The sequence below is a fragment of the Streptomyces flaveus genome, from assembly GCF_014647675.1.
In the GTDB taxonomy this organism is placed as follows: Bacteria; Actinomycetota; Actinomycetes; order Streptomycetales; family Streptomycetaceae; genus Streptomyces; species Streptomyces flaveus.
The window spans coordinates 14,414-37,112 of record NZ_BMPQ01000012.1 but is presented as its reverse complement, the minus strand read 5'-3'; the positions used below and the strand labels follow the sequence as shown (position 1 = coordinate 37,112).

The 22,699-nt window shown below is 69.4% G+C and carries 20 protein-coding genes; 17 read left to right on the top strand and 3 right to left on the bottom strand.

The genetic code is table 11. The annotated features are described in order from the left end of the window. Nucleotides 1–15 precede the first annotated feature (15 nt). Entirely contained in the window at nucleotides 16–2,214 is a 2,199-nt protein-coding gene (locus tag IEZ21_RS23605; RefSeq protein WP_189323917.1) for an elongation factor G-like protein EF-G2, read from the bottom strand. A gap of 246 nt (nucleotides 2,215–2,460) precedes the next feature. Between IEZ21_RS23605 and pgsA the strand changes: the two genes are divergently transcribed. The 15 genes from pgsA (at nucleotide 2,461) to IEZ21_RS23530 (ending at nucleotide 18,113) form a co-directional block, all read left to right on the top strand. Beyond that, nucleotides 2,461–3,267, top strand: a complete 807-nt coding sequence (gene pgsA, locus IEZ21_RS23600; RefSeq protein ID WP_246568093.1) for a phosphatidylinositol phosphate synthase — start codon at nucleotides 2,461–2,463, stop codon at nucleotides 3,265–3,267. Further along, entirely contained in the window at nucleotides 3,264–4,187 is a 924-nt protein-coding gene (locus IEZ21_RS23595) for a phosphatidylinositol mannoside acyltransferase (RefSeq protein ID WP_189323916.1), read from the top strand. The genes pgsA and IEZ21_RS23595 overlap by 4 nt, the downstream gene beginning before the upstream one ends. Beyond that, the gene (locus IEZ21_RS23590; protein ID WP_033324907.1) at nucleotides 4,184–5,344 is read left to right on the top strand and encodes a glycosyltransferase family 4 protein; all 1,161 of its coding nucleotides are present in this window, start codon (nucleotides 4,184–4,186) and stop codon (nucleotides 5,342–5,344) included. Before IEZ21_RS23595 ends, IEZ21_RS23590 begins: the two co-directional genes overlap by 4 nt. Nucleotides 5,345–5,557: 213 nt before the next feature. Next, complete coding sequence (locus tag IEZ21_RS23585; protein WP_033324954.1) at nucleotides 5,558–6,100, top strand: hypothetical protein; 543 nt, start codon at nucleotides 5,558–5,560, stop codon at nucleotides 6,098–6,100. A gap of 130 nt (nucleotides 6,101–6,230) precedes the next feature. Beyond that, nucleotides 6,231–7,145, top strand: a complete 915-nt coding sequence (pdxS, locus tag IEZ21_RS23580) for a pyridoxal 5'-phosphate synthase lyase subunit PdxS (RefSeq protein ID WP_033324909.1) — start codon at nucleotides 6,231–6,233, stop codon at nucleotides 7,143–7,145. Nucleotides 7,146–7,151: 6 nt separating this feature from the next. Continuing rightward, nucleotides 7,152–7,760 (top strand): pyridoxal 5'-phosphate synthase glutaminase subunit PdxT, encoded by a 609-nt coding sequence (gene pdxT / locus IEZ21_RS23575; protein WP_189323915.1) that lies wholly within the window; start codon nucleotides 7,152–7,154, stop codon nucleotides 7,758–7,760. Between the two features lie 48 nt (nucleotides 7,761–7,808). Continuing rightward, nucleotides 7,809–8,561 (top strand): YebC/PmpR family DNA-binding transcriptional regulator, encoded by a 753-nt coding sequence (locus IEZ21_RS23570; RefSeq protein WP_033324912.1) that lies wholly within the window; start codon nucleotides 7,809–7,811, stop codon nucleotides 8,559–8,561. Between the two features lie 204 nt (nucleotides 8,562–8,765). After that, on the top strand, nucleotides 8,766–9,344 hold the full coding sequence (gene ruvC / locus IEZ21_RS23565; RefSeq protein ID WP_246568084.1) for a crossover junction endodeoxyribonuclease RuvC: 579 nt from the start codon (nucleotides 8,766–8,768) through the stop codon (nucleotides 9,342–9,344). Then, nucleotides 9,341–9,952, top strand: coding sequence for a Holliday junction branch migration protein RuvA (ruvA, locus tag IEZ21_RS23560; RefSeq protein WP_189323914.1), 612 nt, complete (start codon nucleotides 9,341–9,343; stop codon nucleotides 9,950–9,952). The genes ruvC and ruvA overlap by 4 nt, the downstream gene beginning before the upstream one ends. 60 nt (nucleotides 9,953–10,012) lie before the next feature. After that, on the top strand, nucleotides 10,013–11,083 hold the full coding sequence (gene ruvB / locus IEZ21_RS23555; protein ID WP_033324915.1) for a Holliday junction branch migration DNA helicase RuvB: 1,071 nt from the start codon (nucleotides 10,013–10,015) through the stop codon (nucleotides 11,081–11,083). 166 nt (nucleotides 11,084–11,249) lie between these two features. Beyond that, the gene (gene yajC / locus IEZ21_RS23550; protein ID WP_033324916.1) at nucleotides 11,250–11,735 is read left to right on the top strand and encodes a preprotein translocase subunit YajC; all 486 of its coding nucleotides are present in this window, start codon (nucleotides 11,250–11,252) and stop codon (nucleotides 11,733–11,735) included. 141 nt (nucleotides 11,736–11,876) lie between these two features. After that, on the top strand, nucleotides 11,877–13,631 hold the full coding sequence (gene secD, locus IEZ21_RS23545) for a protein translocase subunit SecD (RefSeq protein ID WP_189323913.1): 1,755 nt from the start codon (nucleotides 11,877–11,879) through the stop codon (nucleotides 13,629–13,631). 1 nt (nucleotide 13,632) lies between these two features. Beyond that, the gene (gene secF, locus IEZ21_RS23540; protein WP_033324918.1) at nucleotides 13,633–14,760 is read left to right on the top strand and encodes a protein translocase subunit SecF; all 1,128 of its coding nucleotides are present in this window, start codon (nucleotides 13,633–13,635) and stop codon (nucleotides 14,758–14,760) included. Further along, nucleotides 14,757–15,305, top strand: a complete 549-nt coding sequence (locus IEZ21_RS23535; RefSeq protein ID WP_189323912.1) for an adenine phosphoribosyltransferase — start codon at nucleotides 14,757–14,759, stop codon at nucleotides 15,303–15,305. Before secF ends, IEZ21_RS23535 begins: the two co-directional genes overlap by 4 nt. A 219-nt stretch (nucleotides 15,306–15,524) precedes the next feature. Next, complete coding sequence (locus tag IEZ21_RS23530; RefSeq protein WP_373302277.1) at nucleotides 15,525–18,113, top strand: RelA/SpoT family protein; 2,589 nt, start codon at nucleotides 15,525–15,527, stop codon at nucleotides 18,111–18,113. A 91-nt stretch (nucleotides 18,114–18,204) separates the two neighbouring features. Here IEZ21_RS23530 and IEZ21_RS23525 read toward each other — a convergent pair whose 3' ends face one another. Next, the gene (locus IEZ21_RS23525; protein ID WP_189323911.1) at nucleotides 18,205–19,434 is read right to left on the bottom strand and encodes a DUF349 domain-containing protein; all 1,230 of its coding nucleotides are present in this window, start codon (nucleotides 19,432–19,434) and stop codon (nucleotides 18,205–18,207) included. 134 nt (nucleotides 19,435–19,568) lie between these two features. Further along, a complete protein-coding gene (locus IEZ21_RS23520; protein WP_189323910.1) occupies nucleotides 19,569–20,414 on the bottom strand; it encodes a peptidylprolyl isomerase in 846 nt (281 codons plus the stop codon). A gap of 167 nt (nucleotides 20,415–20,581) precedes the next feature. Between IEZ21_RS23520 and IEZ21_RS23515 the strand changes: the two genes are divergently transcribed. Continuing rightward, nucleotides 20,582–21,295 (top strand): MBL fold metallo-hydrolase, encoded by a 714-nt coding sequence (locus IEZ21_RS23515; RefSeq protein WP_189323909.1) that lies wholly within the window; start codon nucleotides 20,582–20,584, stop codon nucleotides 21,293–21,295. Nucleotides 21,296–21,307: 12 nt separating this feature from the next. Continuing rightward, nucleotides 21,308–22,570: a histidine--tRNA ligase gene (gene hisS, locus IEZ21_RS23510; RefSeq protein ID WP_189323908.1), complete on the top strand. Its 1,263-nt coding sequence runs from the start codon at nucleotides 21,308–21,310 to the stop codon at nucleotides 22,568–22,570. Nucleotides 22,571–22,699: the final 129 nt, after the last annotated feature.

Genomic DNA, 22,699 nt, shown 5'->3' with positions numbered 1-22,699 from the left:
CCTACGGGAGATCAACTAGGGGGAGTCCTGGGCCTGTTCGCGGATCTTCTCCGCAATGTGCGCGGGCATCGGCTCGTGGCGCGCGTAACGCCGGCTGAACCGTGCGGTGCCGTGCGAGAGGGAGCGCAGGTCGACCGCGTACCGGTCGATCTCGATCTCGGGGACCTCGGCTCGTACGAGCGTCCGCCCGCCGCCCGCCTGTTCGGTGCCGACGACTCGGCCGCGCCGCCCCGACAGATCGCTCATCACGGCGCCCACGTAGTCGTCGCCGACCAGGACCGACACCTCGGCGACCGGCTCCAGGAGATGGATCTTCGCGTCGGCGGCGGCCTCGCGCAGGGCGAGCGCGCCGGCGGTCTGGAACGCGGCGTCGGAGGAGTCCACCGAGTGCGCCTTGCCGTCGAGCAGCGTCACCCGTACGTCGATGAGCGGATAGCCCGCGGCCACACCCTTGGCGGCCTGGGCGCGCACGCCCTTCTCGACGGAGGGGATGAACTGCCTCGGCACGGCGCCCCCGACGACCTTGTCGACGAACTCGATGCCGGAGCCGCCGGGCAGCGGCTCGACCTCGATCTCGCAGATCGCGTACTGACCGTGCCCGCCGGACTGCTTCACATGACGGCCGCGCCCGGCCGACTTGGCGGCGAACGTCTCCCGTAGGGAGACCTTGTGCGGTACGACGTCGACCTGGACGCCGTACCGGTTGCGGAGCCGTTCCAGGGCGACGTCCGCGTGGGCCTCGCCCAGGCACCACAGAACCACCTGGTGGGTGTCCTGGTTCTGTTCCAGGCGCATCGTGGGGTCCTCGGCGACCAGTCGGCTCAGGCCCTGCGAGAGCTTGTCCTCGTCCGCCTTGCTGTGCGCGTGGATGGCCAGCGGCAGCAGCGGGTCGGGCATCTCCCACGGCTCCATGAGCAGCGGGTCGTCCTTGGCCGAGAGCGTGTCGCCGGTCTCGGCGCGGTTCAGCTTGGCCACACACGCCATGTCGCCCGCGATGGCGTGCGAGAGGGTGCGCTGCTGCTTGCCGAACGGTGCGGACAGGGCGCCGACGCGTTCGTCGACGTCGTGGTCCTCGTGCCCGCGATCGGCGAGCCCGTGTCCGGAGACGTGCACCGTCTGGTCGGGCCGAAGGGTGCCCGAGAAGACGCGTACGAGGGAGATCCGGCCCACATAGGGGTCGCTCGCCGTCTTCACGACCTCGGCGACCAGCGGCCCGTTCGGGTCGCAGGCCTTGATCTCACGTGGTTTGCCGTCCGGAGTGGTGACCGTGGGCGCCTCGGGCTCCAGTGGGGTCGGGAAGCCGCCGGTGATGAGCTCCAGCAGCTCGACCGTGCCCAGGCCCTGACGGGCGCCCTCGGCCGCGGGCGCGGCGGCCAGCACCGGGAAGAAGACCCCGCGGGCCACGGCCCGCTCCAGGTCCTGTACGAGCGTCTTGACGTCGATCTCCTCGCCGCCGAGATAGCGGTCCATGAGGGTCTCGTCCTCGCTCTCGGAGATGATGCCCTCGATCAGTCTGTTGCGGGCCTCATCGATGAGCGGCAGCTGGTCGGGGCCCGGTTCGGACTCCTTGCGCTCTCCGGAGGAGTAGTCGAACAGCTTCTGCGAGAGCAGCCCGATCAGACCTGTCACGGGCGCGTGCCCGTCGGGGGCCGGCGCTCCGTGGAGCGGCAGGTACAGGGGCAGTACGGCGTCCGGGTCGTCGGCGCCGAAGGCCTCCGCGCAGGTCCGCGTCATCTCGTCGAAATCGGCTCTGGCCGCTTCGAGGTGGGTGATCACGATGGCCCGCGGCATACCGACCGCCGCGCACTCCTCCCACACCATGCGGGTCGAGCCGTCCACCCCGTCCGAGGCCGAGACGACGAAAAGGGCCGCGTCCGCCGCTCGCAGACCGGCCCTCAGCTCCCCGACGAAGTCGGCGTATCCGGGAGTGTCCAGAACATTGATCTTGCACCCGCCCCATTCGACGGGCACCAGGGAGAGCTGCACCGACCGTTGCTGCCGGTGCTCGATCTCGTCGTAGTCGGAGACGGTGCCGCCGTCCTCCACGCGGCCCGCCCTGTTCACCGCTCCCGCTGTCAGCGCGAGAGCTTCCACCAGAGTCGTCTTGCCCGATCCGGAGTGGCCGACCAGCACCACATTCCGTACGGACGCGGGGTGGTCGGCCGCCGTAGCCCTGCCGGCGGCTCCGGGGTGTGCGTTCGCCTTGTCGCCCATGGCCTTGCCTCCCGTGCACGGTGAGGTCATGTGTGGGCGCGGACATGCGGACCCGCGTGCGGTTGGCGGCTCCGGTGACGCCCGCGGTCCTTTCGAGCTTTCCACTCAGGTCACGGCACGTCCATACAACGGACGCGATCGTGCGCTCCGGGTCCCACCCGCAGCCACGCGCGCGCGTGGCTGCGGGCAGTGCGGTGGCGGGTGCGGGCGACCTGGCCCCGTCGCCCACGCGCGCGCGTGACTACGATGGGCCAGCCGGTGGCCAGCAGGGGCCGCGCGGCCACACCGACCCTCGGGAAGGCCATGCTGAACAAGTACGCGCGTGCTTTCTTCACGCGTGTTCTCACACCGTTCGCCGCGTTTTTGATCCGCCGCGGCGTCAGCCCCGACACGGTCACGCTCCTGGGCACGGCGGGAGTGGTCGCGGGCGCGCTGGTCTTCTTCCCCAGGGGCGAGTTCTTCTGGGGCACGATCGTCATCACGCTGTTCGTCTTCTCGGACCTCGTCGACGGCAACATGGCCCGCCAGATGGGCCGCTCCAGCCGCTGGGGCGCCTTCCTGGACTCGACCCTCGACCGTGTCGCCGACAGCGCGATCTTCGGCGGCTTCGCGCTCTGGTACGCGGGCAGCGGCGACGACAACGTCCTGTGCGCCGTCTCGATTTTCTGCCTGGCCAGCGGCCAGGTGGTCTCGTACACGAAGGCCCGTGGTGAGTCGATCGGCCTGCCCGTCGCCGTCAACGGCCTCGTCGAGCGGGCCGAGCGCCTGGTGATATCACTGGTCGCGGCCGGTCTTGCGGGCTTCGAGACCTTCGGGGTACCCGGCATTCACGTACTGCTGCCCATCGCCCTGTGGATCGTCGCCGTCGGCAGCGTCGTCACGCTGATCCAGCGGGTCGTCACGGTGCGCAAGGAGGCCGCGGAGGCGGATGCCGCGCCCGGCCAGGAAGGCGACCGGCAGGACGGCCAGGACAGCGGCAAGGACAACGGCCGGGACCCGGGTCCGGAGAGCGCCCCACAGGCCGGCTCACGGAGCAGCGAGGCCACGTCGTGAGCGGTCTGCGTGAACGGCTGACGGACGGCGCGTACGCCCTGGGCTGGAGCACCGTCAAGAAGCTCCCCGAGCCCGTCGCCGTACGGCTCGGCAGGACCATCGCCGACATCACCTGGAAGCGGCGCGGCAAGGGCGTACGCCGGCTGGAATCCAACTACGCGCGCGTGGTGCCCGACGCGACCCCCGAGCGGCTCGCCGAGCTCTCCAGGGCGGGCATGCGCTCGTATCTGCGCTACTGGATGGAGTCCTTCCGGCTGCCTGCCTGGAGCAGTGAGCGCATCAAGAGCGGCTTCGCCGGCAAGGACCTGCACTATCTGACCGACGGGCTCGCATCCGGCAAGGGCGTCATCCTCGCGCTCCCGCACCTGGGCAACTGGGACCTCGCCGGCGCCTGGGTCACCACCAAGCTGGAGACGCCCTTCACCACGGTCGCCGAGCGGCTCAAGCCGGAGACGCTGTACGACCGCTTCGTCGCCTATCGCGAAGGCCTCGGCATGGAGGTGCTCGCGCACGACGCGTCCGTGTTCGGCACGCTGGCCCGCCGGCTGCGTGACGGCGGCCTGGTCTGCCTGGTCGCGGACCGTGATCTGTCCGCCTCCGGAGTCGAGGTGAAGTTCTTCGGCGAGCCGACACGGATGCCCGCGGGCCCGGCGCTGCTCGCCCAGCAGACGGGCGCCCTGCTGCTGCCGGTGACGCTCTGGTTCGACGACTCGCCCGTGATGCGGGGCCGTGTGCATCCTCCGGTTGATGTCCCCGAGACAGGTACCCGGGCCGAGAAGACGTCTGTCATGACGCAGGCGCTGGCCGACGCCTTCGCCACGGGTATCGCCGAACATCCGGAGGACTGGCACATGCTCCAGCGCTTGTGGCTCGCTGACCTGGAACCCCGCCCCGAGCCGTCCGACGGGGAGCGCCCGTGAGGATCGGCATCGTCTGCCCGTACTCCTGGGACGTCCCCGGCGGCGTCCAGTTCCACATCCGTGATCTGGCCGAACACCTCATCCGACTCGGGCACGAGGTGTCCGTACTCGCTCCTGCGGACGACGAGACCCCCCTGCCGCCGTACGTCGTGTCGGCGGGCCGCGCGGTTCCGGTGCCGTACAACGGCTCGGTGGCCCGGCTCAACTTCGGGTTCCTGTCGGCCGCGCGGGTGCGGCGCTGGCTGCACGACGGCACGTTCGACGTGATCCACATCCATGAGCCGGCCTCGCCGTCGCTCGGCCTGCTGGCCTGCTGGGCCGCACAGGGCCCCATCGTCGCGACCTTCCACACGTCCAACCCGCGCTCCCGGGCGATGGTCGCCGCGTACTCGATCCTCCAGGCGGCCCTCGAGAAGATCAGCGCGCGGATCGCCGTGAGCGAGTACGCGCGGCGCACGCTCGTCGAGCACCTGGGCGGCGACGCGGTCGTCATCCCGAACGGCGTCGACGTCGGCTTCTTCAAGAAGGCCGAGCCCAAGGCCGAGTGGCAGGGGGAGACGATCGGCTTCATCGGCCGCATCGACGAGCCCCGCAAGGGCCTGCCGGTCCTCATGAAGGCCCTCCCGAAGATCCTCGCCGAACGTCCGGGGACGCGTCTCCTGGTGGCCGGCCGCGGTGACGAGAAGGAGGCCGTCGAGTCGCTGCCCAAGGAGCTGCGTGCCCGTGTCGAGTTCCTCGGCATGATCAGCGATGAGGACAAGGCGCGGTTCCTGCGCAGCGTCGACCTGTACGTCGCCCCCAACACCGGCGGCGAGAGCTTCGGGATCATCCTCGTCGAGGCCATGTCGGCAGGCGCGCCCGTGCTCGCCTCCGACCTCGACGCCTTCGCGCAGGTCCTCGACCAGGGTGCGGCGGGCGAGCTGTTCGCCAACGAGGACGCGGACGCGCTGGCGGCCTCCGCGGTACGGCTGCTCGCCGACCCCGGGCGCCGCGCGGAGCTGCGTAAGCGGGGCAGCGCGCATGTGCGGCGCTTCGACTGGTCGACGGTCGGGGCGGACATCCTCTCCGTGTACGAGACGGTCACGGACGGGGCCGCCGCGGTCGCCGCCGACGAACGCAGCGGGTTGCGGGCGCGGTTCGGGCTGGCGCGGGACTGAGAGGGAACGGCTCCAACCTGCGGGAGGTGCCGCAGGAGGGTGCCACGATGCCTCTGACGGCCGAGGAGGAGCTGCGCGTCCGGTCCGGTGTTCGACGCCGAGATCGGCGCGCAGACGGCCGTCAGGGACGTGGGACGTTTCCCGCCCACACTCTCGACACCGGCTGTAGCGCCCCTCCGGGGCACAATCAACCGGGCGGTAGCCTGTGCGCCCGTGACCTCCACCCTGATCTGGATCGTGGTCGCCCTTGTGGCGATCGGCCTCTACTTGAGCTGGACCGCGGGCCGACTCGACCGGCTGCACGCCCGGATCGACGCCGCGCGTGCCGCCCTCGACGCGCAACTCCTGCGGCGTGCGTCGGTCGCACAGGAACTGGCCACCTCCGGAGTGCTCGATCCGGCCGCCTCGATCGTGCTCTACGAAGCGGCGCACGCGGCTCGGCAGGCCGAGGAGGAGCAGCGGGAGGTCGCCGAGAGCGACCTCAGCCAGGCCCTGCGGGCCGTCTTCGGGGAGGCACAGCAGGTCGAGGCGGTCCGCGAGGCCCCCGGCGGCGAGGCGGCCGCCGGCGAACTCGCCCAGGCGGTCCGCCGGGTGCCGATGGCCCGCCGCTTCCACAACGACTCCGTACGCGCCGCCCGCGCCCTGCGCCGCCACCGCAAGGTCCGCTGGTTCCGGCTGGCCGGCCATGCGCCGTTCCCTCTGGCCTTCGAAATGGACGACGAGCCGCCGGCGGCGTTGGTGGATCGGTCGGGGTAATCGATCGAGGTAAGGGCAGCGGGAGCCGAAAAACATGCCACCGGCTCCCCATTGGCCCTTGCTGTGGCCTGGTCCCCTCGCGTTTCCTCGGTGTTTGCAGAAACCCTCTTTCACCGAGTGAGGTCAACCCGTGTCGAGCACGCTCTCCAACTCCGCCCAGGCCCCCGAAACCGGCACCGCGCGCGTGAAGCGCGGAATGGCCGAGCAGCTCAAGGGCGGCGTGATCATGGACGTCGTCACGCCTGAGCAGGCGAAGATCGCCGAGGACGCGGGAGCCGTCGCCGTCATGGCTCTGGAGCGGGTCCCGGCGGACATCCGTAAGGACGGCGGCGTGGCCCGCATGTCCGACCCGGACATGATCGAGGGCATCATCGAGGCCGTGTCCATCCCGGTGATGGCGAAGTCGCGGATCGGCCACTTCGTGGAGGCCCAGGTCCTGCAGTCCCTCGGCGTCGACTACATCGACGAGTCCGAGGTCCTCACCCCGGCCGACGAGGTCAACCACTCCGACAAGTGGGCCTTCACCACGCCGTTCGTCTGCGGTGCCACCAATCTGGGCGAGGCCCTGCGCCGCATCGCCGAGGGGGCGGCCATGATCCGCTCCAAGGGCGAGGCCGGCACGGGCAACGTCGTCGAAGCGGTCCGTCACCTGCGTCAGATCAAGAACGAGATCGCCCGCCTCAAGGGCTACGACAACAACGAGCTGTACGCCGCCGCCAAGGACCTCCGCGCCCCGTACGAGCTCGTCAAGGAGGTCGCCGAACTCGGCAAGCTCCCGGTGGTGCTGTTCTCGGCCGGCGGTGTGGCCACCCCCGCCGACGCCGCGCTCATGCGCCAGCTCGGAGCCGAGGGCGTCTTCGTCGGCTCCGGCATCTTCAAGTCGGGCGACCCGGCCAAGCGCGCCGCCGCCATCGTGAAGGCCACCACCTTCTACGACGACCCCAAGATCATCGCGGATGCCTCCCGCAACCTGGGCGAGGCCATGGTCGGCATCAACTGCGACACCCTCCCCGAGGCCGAGCGCTACGCGAACCGCGGCTGGTAAGCACCCATGACTGAAGCACCCGTCATAGGCGTCCTGGCCCTCCAGGGCGACGTACGGGAGCACCTCATCGCCCTGTCCGCGGCCGATGCCGAGGCCAGGGCGGTGCGGCGCTCCGAGGAACTCGCCGAGGTCGACGGCCTTGTCATCCCCGGCGGTGAGTCCACCACCATCTCCAAACTGGCCGTCCTCTTCGGGGTGATGGAGCCCCTCCGCGCGCGCGTGCGGGCCGGAATGCCCGTCTACGGAACCTGCGCCGGCATGATCATGCTCGCCGACAAGATCCTCGATCCGCGCTCGGGTCAGGAGACCATCGGCGGCATCGACATGATCGTGCGCCGCAACGCCTTCGGACGGCAGAACGAATCCTTTGAAGCGGCCGTCGACGTGAAGGGCGTTGAGGGCGATCCTGTAGAGGGCGTTTTCATCCGCGCCCCCTGGGTCGAGTCCGTCGGCGCCGAGACCGAGGTGCTCGCCGAGCACGACGGCCACATCGTCGCCGTACGCCAGGGCAATGCGCTCGCCACGTCGTTCCACCCGGAACTGACCGGCGACCACCGCGTGCACGGTCTGTTTGTCGACATGGTGCGCGCGGACCGTACAGCGGAGTCCTTGTAGGATCTCTGGCGTTCGGACAGAGATGGGTTACGCGAAGGAGACAGGCAGATGTCCGGCCACTCTAAATGGGCCACGACGAAGCACAAGAAGGCCGTGATCGACGCCAAGCGCGGCAAGCTCTTCGCGAAGCTGATCAAGAACATCGAGGTCGCGGCTCGCATGGGCGGCGTGGACCTGGACGGCAACCCGACGCTGTACGACGCCGTGCAGAAGGCGAAGAAGTCGTCGGTCCCGAACAAGAACATCGACTCCGCGATCAAGCGCGGTGGTGGTCTCGAGGCCGGTGGCGCCGACTACGAGACCATCATGTACGAGGGTTACGGGCCGAACGGTGTCGCGGTGCTCATCGAGTGCCTCACCGACAACCGCAACCGCGCCGCCTCGGACGTACGCGTCGCCATGACCCGTAACGGCGGCTCGATGGCCGACCCGGGCTCCGTCTCGTACCTCTTCAACCGCAAGGGCGTCGTCATCGTCCCCAAGGGCGAGCTGTCCGAGGACGACGTCCTGGGTGCCGTACTCGAAGCGGGCGCCGAGGAGGTCAACGACCTGGGCGAGTCCTTCGAGGTGCTCAGCGAGGCCACCGACCTGGTCGCGGTCCGCACCGCCCTCCAGGACGCCGGCATCGACTACGACTCCGCCGAGGCCAACTTCGTCCCGACCATGCAGGTCGAGCTGGACGAGGAGGGCGCCAAGAAGATCTTCAAGCTGATCGACGCCCTGGAGGACAGCGACGACGTGCAGAACGTCTTCGCCAACTTCGACGTGAGCGACGAGGTCATGGAGAAGGCCAGCGCGTAGCGCTGCCGCGAGCGCCGCAGGTTTTGACGGGCTGGTGGGGACTGCCCCCACCAGCCCGTCGCTGTTGTCAGTGGCAGCGGTTAGCCTGGCGATTGTCAAAGATCGCCGTCCACGGACCGCAACCATCAATTGAGGAACCCCGATGGTGCTCAACCAGGTCCGCGAGAGCGGCGGCGGTTTAGCCGCAAGGAGGAGTGGGGCTCGATGCGGGTACTGGGCGTGGACCCTGGGCTGACCCGATGCGGCATCGGTGTCGTCGAAGGCGTCGCCGGGCGCCCCTTGACGATGCTCGGCGTCGGCGTCGTACGGACGCCCTCGGACGCCGATGTCGGCCACCGTCTCGTCGCCATCGAGCAGGGCATCGAGGAGTGGATCGACGAGCACCGGCCCGAATACGTCGCCGTGGAGCGGGTGTTCAGCCAGCACAACGTACGTACGGTCATGGGCACCGCCCAGGCCAGCGCCGTCGCCATGCTCTGCGCGTCCCGCCGCGGACTGCCCGTCGCCCTGCACACCCCCAGCGAGGTCAAGGCGGCCGTGACCGGCAGCGGCCGGGCCGACAAGGCCCAGGTCGGCGCCATGGTCACGCGGCTGCTCCGGCTCGACGCACCCCCGAAGCCCGCCGACGCCGCCGACGCCCTCGCGCTCGCCATCTGCCACATCTGGCGCGCCCCGGCCACCAACCGCCTCCAACAGGCCCACGCCCAGGCCCGCGAGGCCCAGGCCCGGGCCCAACTGGCCCGGCAGCAGGCTCAGTCACTCGCCCGAAAGGCCCCCCGATGATCGCCTTCGTCAGCGGCCCGGTCGCCGCCCTCGCCCCCGACTCCGCGGTGGTCGAAGTGGGCGGCATCGGCATCTCCGTTCACTGCACACCAGGCACGCTCTCCGGGCTCCGCCTGGGCAAGCAGGCGAAGCTCGCCACGTCTCTCGTCGTACGGGAGGACTCGCTGACCCTGTACGGCTTCGTGGACGACGACGAGCGGCAGACCTTCGAACTGCTGCAGACCGCGAGCGGAGTCGGCCCGCGGCTGGCCCAGGCGATGCTCGCCGTGCACAGTCCCGACGCCCTGCGCCGAGCGATCTCCACCGGTGACGAGAAGGCGCTCATGGCTGTCCCGGGCATCGGCAAGAAGGGCGCCCAAAAGCTCCTCCTGGAACTCAAGGACCGCCTCGGCGAACCTCTCGGCACGGGCGGCCCGGCCATCGGCACGGCCGTCTCCGCAGGCTGGCGCGAGCAGTTGCACGCCGCGCTCATCGGACTCGGGTACGCGACGCGGGAGGCCGAGGAGGCGGTCTCGGCCGTCGCGCCCCAGGCGGAGGCGTCCGAAGGCGCGCCCCAGGTGGGTCAGTTGCTGAAGTCCGCCCTGCAGACCCTCAACAGGGCGCGTTAGCAAGCGAGTTCCGCGAAGAGGCACGCCGCCCGTACGAACAACGAGACCGAGGCACACGTAATGAACTGGGACGACCCGACCGACGAGAGCGCCGCCGAGCGGCTCGTCGGTGCGTCCGCCGATCGTGAGGACCAGGCCGTCGAGGCCGCTCTGCGTCCCAAGGACCTGGACGAGTTCATCGGCCAGGAGAAGGTCCGCGAGCAGCTCGACCTCGTCCTGCGTGCCGCACGCGCGCGTGGCGCCACGGCCGACCACGTCCTGCTCTCCGGAGCCCCCGGCCTCGGCAAGACCACCCTCTCGATGATCATCGCCGCCGAGATGGAAGCCCCGATCCGCATCACCAGCGGCCCCGCCATCCAGCACGCCGGCGACCTCGCCGCGATCCTCTCCTCCCTCCAGGAGGGCGAGGTGCTCTTCCTCGACGAGATCCACCGCATGTCCCGGCCCGCCGAGGAGATGCTCTACATGGCGATGGAGGACTACCGCGTCGACGTCATCGTCGGCAAGGGCCCCGGCGCCACCGCCATCCCGCTCGAACTGCCGCCGTTCACCCTGGTCGGCGCCACCACGCGCGCGGGACTGCTGCCGCCCCCGCTGCGCGACCGCTTCGGCTTCACCGCACACATGGAGTTCTACGAGCCCGCCGAGCTGGAGCGCGTCATCCACCGCTCCGCGCACCTGCTCGACGTCGAGATCGGCGCCGAGGGAGCCGCCGAGATCGCCGGCCGTTCCCGGGGCACGCCCCGTATCGCCAACCGCCTGCTGCGCCGCGTACGCGACTACGCCCAGGTCAAGGCCGACGGCGTCATCACCCGGGACATCGCCAAGGCGGCCCTCGCCGTGTACGAGGTGGACGACCGAGGACTCGACCGCCTCGACCGCGCCGTCCTCGAAGCCCTGCTCAAGCTCTTCGGCGGCGGACCGGTCGGCCTGTCGACGCTCGCCGTGGCCGTGGGGGAGGAGCGCGAGACGGTCGAGGAGGTCGCCGAGCCCTTCCTCGTACGCGAGGGACTGCTGGCCCGCACTCCCCGCGGCCGCGTCGCCACACCGGCCGCATGGGCGCATTTCGGCCTCACCCGGCCCGGCCCTTCCGCTGGTGGAAACGGACAACAGGACCTGTTCGGGGCGTGAGGGGGCGTGTACTCGCCGGACCAGGAACCACGGTGCAATGCTGGGCGTTGTTCCTTGAGTGCGGACTCGCTTAGACTCCGCCGATGCCGCCTTTGTCGGCGGCGCACATATACCCCCATCCATCAGGCCGCTCAGCATCGCGGTCGAATGAAGGAAGTTCCGACCCGTGAGTCTCGTGACCCTCCTCCCGTTCATCGTGCTCATCGGGGCCATGTTCCTGATGACCCGGTCGGCCAAGAAGAAGCAGCAAGCCGCTGCGCAGATGCGCAACGACATGCAGCCGGGCTCCGGCGTCCGCACGATCGGCGGCATGTACGCGACGGTGAAGGAGGTCAACGAGGACACGGTCCTCCTTGACGCAGGCCCGGGCGTCGACCTGCTCTTCGCCAAGAACGCCATCGGTGCCGTCCTCAGCGACGACGAGTACAACCGCATCGTCCACGGCATCGAGCACGACCTGAAGACCGACGAAGCCGTCGTCCCGGACGACGCCTCCTCCCTCACCGAGACCGACGAGCCCGCCGACTCTTCCGACGACCAGCCCATCGACCTCGGCAAGAAGGAAGCGGCCGAAGAGACCGCCGACGAGGAGCCGAAAAAGGCTGATGACGCAGAGCTGAAGAAGTCCGACGGCGAGTCCGACGCGAAGTAATCATGACCGGGGACCGCGGAATGCGCCGCTCGCGCACCGCGGTCCCCGGGTCATGTTGTTTCGCGCGGAATCTCGACACCATTTATTGGCCGTCCGCGCAGGTGCCCCGTCGCCGGGCGGACAACGAGGGAGAACGACAAGGTGGCAGCACCTAAGAAGGGCCGAAAGCAGAGCGCCCAGGGGAGGCCGGGTCGCACTCTGGCCCTGATGCTGATCGCGATCGTGGCGCTCACCGGTGGCATGTTCGCCTCCGGGCACACGACGCCGCGCCTCGGTATCGACCTCGCCGGCGGCACGAGCATCACGCTCGAGGCGCAGAACGAGCCCGGTCAGAAGAACGCGATCAACCCGACCAACATGAAGACCGCGGTCGGCATCATGGAGCGTCGCGTCAACGGCCTGGGCGTCTCCGAGGCTGAGGTCCAGACCCAGGGCGACAAGAACATCATCGTCAACATCCCCAAGGGCACGAACTCGGCGCAGGCCCGGGAGCAGGTCGGTACCACCGCCAAGCTCTACTTCCGTCCGGTTCTGACCGGGGCGCCGACAGGCAGTGCGACGGACCCCGGCGCTTCTCCGTCGCCCAGCCCTTCCGGGAACTCCGCGTCGCCTTCGGCCTCCGGGAAGTCTCCCTCGCCGACCCCCTCCGCCACCGCCACCACCCAGGGTCGCGCCGTGACGGAGGGCCTCGCCGCGAAGGACAGCGCGAAGAAGGCGGACCCGACGCCCTCCTCGACGCCCAGCGACAGCGCCTCCCCGCCGGCCGACCCCTCCGGCGAGGCCGCTGCCGCCGATGTGCAGAAGCAGCTGGACGCGCTGGACTGTTCCACGGCGAAGGGCCGTGCGGCGGCGAGCGAGAAGGCCGCCCAGGCCGAGGACTCCGAAACCATCGTCGCCTGCGATCCGGAGTCGCAGTACAAGTACGCGCTCGGCCCGGTCGCCGTGAACGGCGAGCGGGTCGATGACGCCAGCGCCGTGTTCGCGACGACGACCGGCGAGGGCTGGATCGTCCAGATGGAGTTCGACGACAAGGGCGGGGATCAGTTCGCCGAGGTCACCGGCAGGCTGGTCGGCCAGGCACCGCCGCAGAACCAGTTCGCCATCGTGCTCGACGGCGAGATCGTCTCGGCTCCGTCGGTCAACTCGGCGATCACCGGCGGATCCGCCCAGATCTCCGGTGGCTTCACCCAGCAGTCCGCCGAGGACCTGGCGAACGTCCTGTCCTACGGCGCCCTCCCGATCACCTTCAAGGAGGCGAGCGTCACCACGGTCGACGCCGCGCTCGGCGGCGACCAGCTGGAGGCCGGTCTGATCGCCGGCGCCATCGGCCTCGCCCTGGTCATCATCTACCTGCTGCTCTACTACCGCGGTCTGTCCCTGATCGCCATCGCCTCACTGCTGGTCTCGGCGGTCATGACGTACGTGATCATGTCGCTGCTCGGCCCGGCCATCGGCTTCGCGCTGAACCTGCCCGCGGTCTGCGGTGCGATCGTCGCGATCGGCATCACGGCGGACTCGTTCATCGTGTTCTTCGAACGCATCCGTGACGAAGTCCGCGAGGGCCGTACGCTGCGGCCCGCCGTCGAACGGGGCTGGCCACGCGCCCGGCGCACCATCCTGGTGTCCGACTTCGTGTCGTTCCTCGCCGCCGCGGTGCTCTTCATCGTCACCGTCGGCAAGGTCCAGGGCTTCGCGTTCACCCTGGGTCTGACCACCGTCCTGGACGTGGTCGTCGTCTTCTTCTTCACCAAGCCGCTGATGACGATCCTCGCCCGCAAGAAGTTCTTCGCGAACGGCCACAGCTGGTCCGGCCTGGACCCGAAGCGCCTCGGCGCCAAGCCACCGCTGCGCCGCTCCCGCCGCGTATCCGCTCCCGTCGACCCGAAGGAGGCGTGAGATGTCGAAGCTCGGCAACCTCGGCGCCCGTCTCTACCGCGGTGAGGTCGGTTACGACTTCGTCGGCAAGCGCATGTTCTGGTACGGCGTCTCGATCCTGATCACCATCACGGCCATCGTCGGCCTGGCGGTACGCGGCCTGAACATGGGCATCGAGTTCGAGGGCGGCGCCGTCTTCACCACTCCGAAGACCAGCGTCTCGGCATCGCAGGCCGAGGATTACGCGGAGGAGGCAGCCGGCCACGACGCGATCGTGCAGGGCCTCGGCAGCGGCGGGCTGCGCATCCAGGTCGCCGGTTTGGACACGAACACGTCCGACCAGGTCAAGTCTGAGCTCGCCCAGGACATGAACCTCGACCCGGAGAGGATCAGCGCCGAACTCGTCGGACCCAGCTGGGGTGACCAGATCGCCAACAAGGCCTGGCAAGGTCTGGGGATCTTCCTGGTCCTGGTGGTGATCTATCTGGCGATCGCCTTCGAGTGGCGCATGGCGCTCGCGGCGTTTGTCGCCCTCATCCACGACATCACCATCACGGTCGGCATCTACGCCCTCGTCGGCTTCGAAGTCACACCAGGCACCGTGATCGGTCTGCTGACGATCCTCGGTTATTCGCTGTACGACACAGTCGTCGTCTTCGACAGCCTCAAGGAACAGACGAAGGAGCTCACCAAACAGACCCGCTGGACCTACAGCGAGGTCGCCAACCGCTCGATCAACAGCACCCTGGTGCGCTCGATCAACACCACGGTGGTCGCGCTGCTCCCGGTCGCCGGATTGCTGTTCATCGGCGGCGGCGTACTCGGCGCGGGCATGCTCAACGACATCTCGCTGTCGCTGTTCGTGGGCCTCGCGGCCGGTGCGTACTCCTCGATCTTCATTGCCACGCCGCTCGTCGCCGACCTCAAGGAGCGTGAGCCGCAGATGAAGGCGCTCAAAAAGCGCGTACTCGCCAAGCGCGCCTCGGCCGCCTCGCAGAGCGAGCCCCAGGAGGCCGAGGCCGTCGACGAGCCGTATGACGAGGAGCCGGAGGACGCGACTCCCGCGGTAGTCGGGCCGCCGCGCAGCCAGCGGTCCCAGCCGTCGTCCCGCAACCGGGGCCGCGGCCGACCTTCCGGGAAGCGCCGATGAGCGAGCTGACGGACATCTCGGAGCTGCTCCTCAGCCGGATCCGGGACGTGGCCGACTATCCGGAGCCGGGCGTGATGTTCAAGGACATCACCCCGCTCCTGGCCGACCCGGCGGCGTTCGCGGCACTCACCGACGCGCTCGCCGAGATCAGCGTCCGCAGCGGCGCCACGAAGATCGTCGGCCTGGAGGCCCGTGGCTTCATCCTCGGCGCCCCCGTAGCGGTCCGCGCCGGGCTCGGCTTCATCCCCGTCCGCAAGGCCGGCAAGCTCCCCGGGGCGACGCTCAGCCAGGCGTACGAGCTGGAGTACGGCTCGGCCGAGATCGAGGTGCACGCCGAGGACCTGGCCGCGGGCGACCGCGTCATGGTCGTCGACGACGTCCTCGCCACCGGCGGCACCGCCGAGGCCTCGATCCAGCTGATCCGCCGGGCCGGCGCCGAGGTGGCCGGCGTGGCCGTCCTCATGGAGCTCGGCTTCCTCGGCGGCCGGGGCAGGCTGGAACCGGCGCTCGCGGGCGCCCCGTTGGAGGCGCTCCTCACGGTCTGAGCGACGCCTGGGCGCCCACCCTGAGGCAAGGCGTACGCAAGGCCTGGGACACTCGTAGGACACCGCGGAGGCGGGCCCGGAGGAATCCGGTGCCCGCCTCCCGTGTTTCTCCTGTACAAGGCCGTCTCACCGGGCGAAGGCGAGTCCGGAGCCCGGGATCGCTACCATGGGATCTCCGGAGCCTGACCGGGGGACCCGGATCGCGCACGAGGAGCCCTCTTGGCAGACGAGGCCCAGCCACTGACTCCCAGGGCTGAACACCTGGGGGCACCCCCAGCCGCCAAGCCCGACTCGATGACGGGCACCGCGGCCGCGCCCGCGAAGAATGCGAACAGCGACACCGGCGGGCCGGTCGCGCATGCCCAGCCCGCCTCCAGAGGCAAAGCGGCCGAGCAGTCGCGCCCTCAGCCGACTCCTCCTGAGCGCGAGCGGCCCAAGCCCGCACCCTCATCCACGCCCTCGACCGCTCCCGCGGTGCGCCCCGCGTCCGGCCAGCCCGCCCGCTCCGGCGGCTCCTCCAATCGCGTACGCGCCCGTCTGGCCCGTCTCGGCGTCCAGCGCTCCAATCCGTACAACCCGGTCCTGGAGCCCCTGCTGCGGATAGTGCGCAGCAACGACCCGAAGATCGAGACCTCCACGCTCCGCCAGGTCGAGAAGGCCTACCAGGTCGCCGAGCGCTGGCACCGCGGCCAGAAGCGCAAGAGCGGCGACCCGTACATCACACACCCGCTCGCCGTCACCACCATCCTCGCCGAGCTCGGCATGGACCCGGCCACGCTGATGGCCGGCCTCCTGCACGACACCGTCGAGGACACTGAGTACGGGCTCGAGCAGCTGCGCCGCGACTTCGGCGACCAGGTCGCTCTCCTCGTCGACGGCGTCACCAAGCTGGACAAGGTCAAGTTCGGCGAGGCGGCCCAGGCCGAGACCGTACGCAAGATGGTCGTCGCCATGGCCAAGGACCCCCGCGTCCTGGTCATCAAGCTCGCCGACCGCCTGCACAACATGCGCACCATGCGCTACCTCAAGCGCGAGAAGCAGGAGAAGAAGGCGCGCGAGACCCTCGAGATCTACGCGCCGCTCGCCCACCGCCTGGGCATGAACACCATCAAGTGGGAGCTGGAGGACCTCGCCTTCGCGATCCTCTACCCCAAGATGTACGACGAGATCGTCCGTCTCGTCGCCGAGCGTGCTCCCAAGCGCGACGAGTACCTCGCCATAGTGACCGACGAGGTCCAGTCCGACCTGCGCGCCGCCCGCATCAAGGCGACCGTCACCGGGCGCCCGAAGCACTACTACAGCGTCTACCAGAAGATGATCGTCCGCGGCCGTGACTTCGCGGAGATCTACGACCTGGTGGGCATCCGCGTCCTCGTCGACACCGTCAGGGACTGTTACGCCGCCCTCGGCACCGTGCACGCGCGATGGAACCCGGTCCCCGGCCGGTTCAAGGACTACATCGCGATGCCCAAGTTCAACATGTACCAGTCGCTGCACACGACGGTGATCGGTCCGAACGGCAAGCCCGTCGAACTCCAGATCCGTACGTTCGACATGCACCGCCGCGCCGAGTACGGCATCGCCGCGCACTGGAAGTACAAGCAGGAGCCCTCCGCCGGCACCTCCAAGGTGCGCACGGACGCGCCCAAGGCCCTGAGCAGGGACAAGGACGGCGTCAACGACATGGCGTGGCTGCGCCAGCTGCTCGACTGGCAGAAGGAGACCGAGGACCCCAGCGAGTTCCTGGAGTCCCTGCGCTTCGACCTGTCCCGCAACGAGGTCTTCGTCTTCACGCCGAAGGGCGACGTCATAGCGCTTCCGGCGGGGGCGACACCCGTGGACTTCGCGTACGCGGTCCACACGGAGGTCGGCCACCGGACTATCGGGGCGCGGGTCAACGGCCGCCTCGTACCGCTCGAATCGACCCTGGACAACGGCGACCTGGTGGAGGTCTTCACCTCCAAGGCGGCCGGCGCGGGCCCCTCCCGCGACTGGCTCGGCTTCGTGAAGTCACCGCGGGCCCGCAACAAGATCCGCGCCTGGTTCTCCAAGGAACGCCGCGACGAGGCCATCGAGCACGGCAAGGACGCCATCGTCCGCGCCATGCGCAAGCAGAACCTGCCGATCCAGCGCATCCTCACCGGCGACTCCCTGGTCACGCTCGCCCACGAGATGCGCTACCCCGACATCTCCGCTCTGTACGCGGCGATCGGCGAGAGCCATGTGTCCGCGCAGAACGTCGTGCAGAAGCTGGTCCAGGCGCTCGGTGGCGAGGAGGCCGCCACCGAGGAGATCGACGAGAGCGTGCCGCCCGCGCGCGGGCGCAGCCGCAAACGCCGTTCCAGCGCCGACCCGGGCGTCGTGGTCAAGGGCGTCGACGACGTGTGGGTCAAGCTGGCCCGATGTTGTACGCCCGTCCCCGGCGACCCCATCATGGGCTTCGTCACGCGCGGCAGCGGCGTATCGGTTCACCGCACCGACTGCGTCAACGTCGACTCCCTGTCCCGCGAGCCCGAGCGCATCCTCGAGGTCGAGTGGGCGCCCACCCAGTCCTCGGTCTTCCTGGTCGCCATCCAGGTCGAGGCCCTGGACCGCTCACGCCTCCTCTCGGACGTCACGCGCGTTCTCTCGGACCAGCACGTCAACATCCTCTCCGCGGCCGTCCAGACCTCCCGCGACCGCGTCGCCACCTCCCGCTTCACGTTCGAGATGGGTGACCCCAAGCACCTGGGGCACGTCCTGAAGGCGGTCAGGGGAGTCGAGGGCGTGTACGACGTGTACCGGGTGACGTCGGCGCGCAGGCCGTAACGACCGCTGCGCTGCTACTACGCAGAAGGGGCTTCCGTACGCAACGTACGGAAGCCCCTTCTGCGTAGTAGCAGGAAAACTGCGGGAAAACTCAGCCGCCGAACTCCTGCAGCCCCTTCAGCGCCTGGTCCAGCAGCGCCTGACGGCCTTCGAGCTCCCTCTGGAGCTTGTCGGCCTTGGCGTTGTTGCCCGCGGCGCGTGCTGCTTCGATCTGGCCCTGGAGCTTGTCCACGGCGGCCTGGAGCTGACCGGTCAGACCCTCGGCACGCGCGCGTGCCTCCGGGTTCGTCCGGCGCCACTCCGTCTCCTCGGACTCCTGGATGGCCCGCTCCACCGCGTGCATCCGGCCCTCGACCTTCGGGCGGGCGTCGCGCGGCACATGGCCGATGGCCTCCCAGCGCTCGTTGATGGCGCGGAAGGCGGCGCGGGCGGCCTTCAGATCCGTCACCGGGAGGATCTTCTCGGCCTCCTGGGCCAGCTCCTCCTTGAGCTTGAGGTTCTCCGCCTGCTCCGCGTCCCGCTCGGCGAAGACCGAGCTGCGGGCCGCGAAGAAGACGTCCTGGGCGCCGCGGAAGCGGTTCCACAGGTCGTCCTCGTGCTCACGCTGGGCGCGGCCCGCGGCCTTCCACTCGGACATCAGCTCACGGTAGCGCGCGGCCGTCGGACCCCAGTCGGTCGACCCCGAAAGGGCCTCGGCCTCGGTGACCAGCCGCTCCTTGGTCTTACGGGCCTCCTCGCGCTGCGCGTCCAGCTGCGCGAAGTGCGCTTTGCGGCGCTTGGAGAACGCCGAGCGGGCGTGCGAGAAGCGGTGCCACAGCTCGTCGTCCGACTTGCGGTCGAGCCGCGGCAGCCCCTTCCAGGTGTCCACCAGGGCCCGCAGCCGCTCACCGGCCGCCCGCCACTGGTCGGACTGCGCCAGCTGCTCCGCCTCGATGACCAAGGCCTCCTTGGCATGCCGCGCCTCGTCGGACTGCTTCGCCCGCTGGGCCTTGCGCTCCTCGCGGCGCGCCTCGACCGTCTTGACCAGCTTGTCCAGCCGGGTCCGCAACGCGTCCAGGTCACCGACCACGTGATGGGCGTCGACCTGCTCCCGGATATGGTCGATGGCCGCCATGGCGTCCTTCGCCGACAGGTCGGTGGTCTTCACTCGTCGCTCGAGGAGGCCGATCTCCACAACCAGGCCCTCGTACTTGCGCTCGAAGTAGGCCAGTGCCTCGTCAGGAGAGCCGGCCTGCCAGGAACCGACGACCTGCTCGCCATCGGCCGTACGCACGTACACGGTGCCCGTCTCGTCGACGCGGCCCCACGGGTCGCTGCTCACAGCGCCTCCTCCACATGATGCCTGCGTAGGGTGGCTGTACCCCCGGCATCGTCCACAGTTTCGTCACGGCCAACATAGGCGACCGGCGGGGCGGCTGTCCGCATACCGCGCGACCGAAATTCCGCACCTGGCGATCAGGATTTCGTCACGGTCGCCTTGTTGATCACGACCGTCGCATTCGGTGCGGTGTTGCCGGTCGTGGGGTCCACGGGCTGGGCGCCGGCGTCCGAGATCTTCTTCAGGACCTTCATGCCCTCCTTGGAGATCGTTCCGAACGGCGTGTAGTCGGGCGGCAGCTGGCTGTCCTGGTACACGAGGAAGAACTGGCTGCCACCGGAGTCGCGGCCCTTCTTCGTCTGCGCGTTGTACTGGTTGGCCATGGCCACCGTGCCCGCCGGATACACGTTCCCCTTCAGGCGCTCGTCCTTCAGGTTCTCGTCCGGAATGGTGTAACCGGGACCGCCCGTGCCGTCGCCCTTGGGGTCGCCGCACTGGAGCACGTAGATGCCCTCGGGGACGAGCCGATGGCACTTGGTGTGGTCCAGATAGCCCTTGCCCACCAGGAAGTTGAACGAGTTCACCGTACGCGGAGCCTTCGAGGCCGGCATCTCGATGTCCATCGTGCCGCAGGTCGTCTCAAGCTTCATCGTGTAGTCCGCCGACTTGTCGATGGTCATAGCCGGCTCCTTCTTGTAGCTGAGCGGCTTCACCTTGCCCGCGGCGGGCTTCTCGCAGGGGTCCGGCGCCTTGCTGGGGGAGGCGCTCGGGGTCACCTCCGCGTTTGCGTTGTCCTTCGTGTCGTCGCCCTTGAGGGCATCCGTCGTGGTCGCGACCACGACCAGCACCAGGATCACACTGAGCGCCGACGCGATGGAGGCGTTGCGGACACGTGCCTTGCGCCGCGCGGCCGTACGCCGCTGCTGCTGCCGCAAGAACTTCTCCCGGGCGAGCTGACGCCGCCGCTGTTCCTGGCTGACCACCGGGTTCTCTCCTCATGCGTCTCGTACGTCAGGTGGGACGCGTGCGTCTTGTGAGCCGACCGCCTGCGTGTGCCCCGTACCGTATATGGGTTCGCTGTGGTTCCGGCAGCGCCGGTAGGCTCTGGCCCACAGCCAACCGCCCCTGTACGACATACCGAAGGACGATCGTGCTCATTGCCGGGTTCCCCGCCGGGGCCTGGGGCACCAACTGTTATCTGGTCGCCCCCGCCGCAGGCGAGGAGTGCGTGATCATCGACCCGGGCCACCAGGCCGCCGAGGGAGTCGAGGAAACGCTGAAGAAGCATCGGCTCAAGCCTGTCGCCGTCGTCCTCACACACGGCCACATCGACCACGTGGCCTCGGTCGTCCCGGTGTGCGGCGCGCACGGCGTGCCGGCGTGGATCCACCCCGAGGACCGGTACATGATGACGGACCCGTCGATGGGGCTCGGCCGTTCCATCGGGATGCCGCTCATGGGCGAGCTGACCGTGGGGGAGCCGGACGACGTCAAGGAGCTGACCGACGGCGCGAAGCTGGAGCTGGCCGGTCTGGAGCTGTCCGTCGCGCACGCGCCGGGCCATACGAAGGGGTCGGTGACCTTCGGGCTGCCCGAGGCGGCGGACATCCCGCCGATCTTCTTCTCGGGAGACCTGCTGTTCGCCGGCTCCATCGGACGCACCGACCTGCCCGGCGGTGACATGGCCGAGATGCTCGACTCGCTGGCCCGCGTGTGCCTGCCGCTCGACGACTCGACCGTGGTGCTGTCCGGTCACGGCTCCCAGACGACCATCGGCCAGGAGCGCGCCACCAATCCGTACTTGCGGCAGGTGGCCGCCGGCCTGGGAGCGGACCCGACCTCCGCTCCTCGACGAGGAATGTGACGAGAGACTTCCGTGAGCACCTTCAAGGCCCCCAAGGGCACGTACGACCTGATTCCCCCGGACAGTGCGAAGTTCCTCGCCGTGCGCGAGGCGATCGCCGCGCCGCTGCGGAACTCCGGTTACGGCTACATCGAGACGCCCGGCTTCGAGAGCGTCGAACTCTTCGCGCGCGGGGTCGGTGAGTCCACCGACATCGTGACCAAGGAGATGTACGCCTTCGAGACCAAGGGCGGCGACAAGCTCGCCCTGAGGCCCGAGGGCACCGCGTCCGTGCTGCGCGCCGCGCTGGAGGCCAACCTCCACAAGCTGGGCAACCTCCCGGTCAAGCTCTGGTACTCGGGCTCGTACTACCGCTACGAGCGCCCCCAGAAGGGCCGTTACCGCCACTTCTCCCAGGTGGGCGCCGAGGCGATCGGAGCCGAGGACCCGGCGCTCGACGCCGAGTTGATCATCCTGGCGGACCAGGCGTACCGCTCGCTCGGCCTGCGCAACTTCCGCATCCTGCTCAACTCGCTGGGCGACAAGGAGTGCCGTCCGGTGTACCGGGCCGCGCTGCAGGACTTCCTGCGCGGGCTCGACCTCGACGAGGACACGCTGCGCCGCGCCCAGATCAACCCTCTGCGCGTCCTCGACGACAAGCGCGACGACGTGCAGAAGCAGCTTGTGGGCGCGCCGTTGCTGCGCGACTACCTGTGCGATGCGTGCAAGGCGTACCACGAGGAAGTGCGCGAGCTGATCACGGCCGCCGGGGTCTCCTTCGAGGATGATCCGAAGCTGGTGCGCGGCCTGGACTACTACACGCGGACCACCTTCGAGTTCGTGCACGACGGTCTGGGCTCGCAGTCCGCGGTGGGCGGCGGCGGCCGTTACGACGGCCTCTCCGAGATGATCGGCGGGCCCGCGCTGCCATCGGTCGGCTGGGCGTTGGGCGTCGACCGTACGGTCCTTGCCCTGGAGGCGGAGGGTGTCGAGCTCCAACTGCCCGCATCCACCAGCGTGTTCGCGGTGCCGCTCGGCGAAGAGGCCCGGCGGTTGCTCTTCGGGGTGGTCACCGAGCTGCGCAAGGTCGGGGTCGCGGCGGACTTCTCGTACGGCGGGAAGGGCCTCAAGGGGGCGATGAAGAGCGCGAACCGGAGCGGAGCGCGGTACACCATCGTCGCCGGCGAGCGCGACCTCTCCGAGGGCGTCGTCCAGCTCAAGGACATGGAGTCCGGGGAGCAGGAGGCCGTCGGGGTGAACGAGATCGTGGCGGAACTGGAGGCGCGGCTGGGCTGAGGCCTTGCCACCCGCCTTCCACCGCGTGCGCCGTCAACTCGGCGCACGCGGATTCGTCCGGCCATTTCTGTGCTGTCACGCGACCGAACGTCCCGCAGAAGCGAACGTTCCGGGACGGCCGTGCGTACC

Coding starts and splice junctions, on each gene's coding strand:
- IEZ21_RS23605 (WP_189323917.1), bottom strand. CDS start 2,214: ATGGGCGACAAGGCGAACGCACACCCCGGAGCCGCCGGCAGGGCTACG.
- pgsA (WP_246568093.1), top strand. CDS start 2,461: ATGGGCCAGCCGGTGGCCAGCAGGGGCCGCGCGGCCACACCGACCCTC.
- pdxT (WP_189323915.1), top strand. CDS start 7,152: ATGACTGAAGCACCCGTCATAGGCGTCCTGGCCCTCCAGGGCGACGTA.
- IEZ21_RS23570 (WP_033324912.1), top strand. CDS start 7,809: ATGTCCGGCCACTCTAAATGGGCCACGACGAAGCACAAGAAGGCCGTG.
- ruvC (WP_246568084.1), top strand. CDS start 8,766: ATGCGGGTACTGGGCGTGGACCCTGGGCTGACCCGATGCGGCATCGGT.
- ruvA (WP_189323914.1), top strand. CDS start 9,341: ATGATCGCCTTCGTCAGCGGCCCGGTCGCCGCCCTCGCCCCCGACTCC.
- ruvB (WP_033324915.1), top strand. CDS start 10,013: ATGAACTGGGACGACCCGACCGACGAGAGCGCCGCCGAGCGGCTCGTC.
- secF (WP_033324918.1), top strand. CDS start 13,633: ATGTCGAAGCTCGGCAACCTCGGCGCCCGTCTCTACCGCGGTGAGGTC.
- IEZ21_RS23535 (WP_189323912.1), top strand. CDS start 14,757: ATGAGCGAGCTGACGGACATCTCGGAGCTGCTCCTCAGCCGGATCCGG.